The sequence below is a fragment of the Streptomyces rugosispiralis genome (assembly GCF_024505145.1).
GTDB classification, from domain to species: domain Bacteria; phylum Actinomycetota; class Actinomycetes; order Streptomycetales; family Streptomycetaceae; genus Streptomyces; species Streptomyces rugosispiralis.
In genome coordinates this window covers 1-949 of the sequence record NZ_JANIAA010000177.1, presented here as the reverse complement: position 1 = coordinate 949, position 949 = coordinate 1, and the positions used below count along the sequence as shown (strand labels likewise).

The 949-nt window shown below is 74.0% G+C and carries 1 protein-coding gene; it reads right to left on the bottom strand.

Annotation, left to right across the window (positions count from 1 at the left end; all coding sequences use genetic code 11):
- Positions 1-949 (bottom strand): polyketide synthase dehydratase domain-containing protein (locus tag NP777_RS46925; protein ID WP_256656329.1); only part of this gene is annotated, 949 nt, incomplete at both ends.

Sequence of the window (949 nt, the reverse complement as noted above, 5' to 3'; positions counted from 1 at the left end):
GCCACCGAGCCCCACCACGTGCAGCGCCGAATCCAGCAGCGCCGGATGCAGACCAAACGCACCCGCCTCGGACCGCGCGCCCTCCGGCAACTCCAGCTCCGCGAAGACCTCATCGCCCAGCCGCCACGCGGACGTCAGCCCCCGGAACACCGGGCCGTACGCCAGCCCGGCCTCGGCCAGCCCCTCGTACAGACCCTCCACCGGCAGCGCCGACGCCCCCGCCGGGGGCCACGCCGCCAGGTCGAACGACGCCGTGGGCGCGCCCGAGCCCAGCACGCCCGACGCATGCCGCGTCCACGGCTCGTCGACCGCCGAGTCCTCGGACCGCGAGTACACCGTCAGCGAGCGCCGCCCCGAACCGTCGGGCGCGCCCACCGAGAGCTGGAGCTGGACACCGCCCGCCTCGGGAAGCACCAGCGGCGCCTCCAGCGTCAGCTCCTCCAGCAGATCGCAACCGACCTGGTCACCGGCGCGTATCGCGAGTTCCACGAAGGCCGTGCCGGGCAGCAGCACCGAGCCGGCCACCGCGTGGTCGGCCAGCCACGGGTGGGTGTCCAGGGCGAGCCGGCCGGTGTAGAGGAAGCCGTCGGAGTCGGCGAGCGCCACCGCGGCGCCCAGCAGCGGATGGTCGGCCACGCCGAGCCCGGCGGACGCCATGTCGCCCGCCCAGTAACCGATGTCGAGCCAGTAGGTGTCGCGCTGGAAGGGGTAGAGCGGAAGGTCGGTGCGGACCGTGTCCGTCCCGGCGAACACCGAGGCCCAGTCCGGGGAGACACCGTGCACATGCGCCCCGGCGACGGCGGTGGCCAGGCTCTGGAGCTCAGGACGGCCGGAGCGCAGCGCGGACACAAGGGTGGTGTCGTCGCGGGTCAGGCAGTCCTGGGCCATGGCGGTGAGCACACCGTCCGGGCCCAGCTCCACGAACGTCGTGACGTTGCGCTCCTCCAGA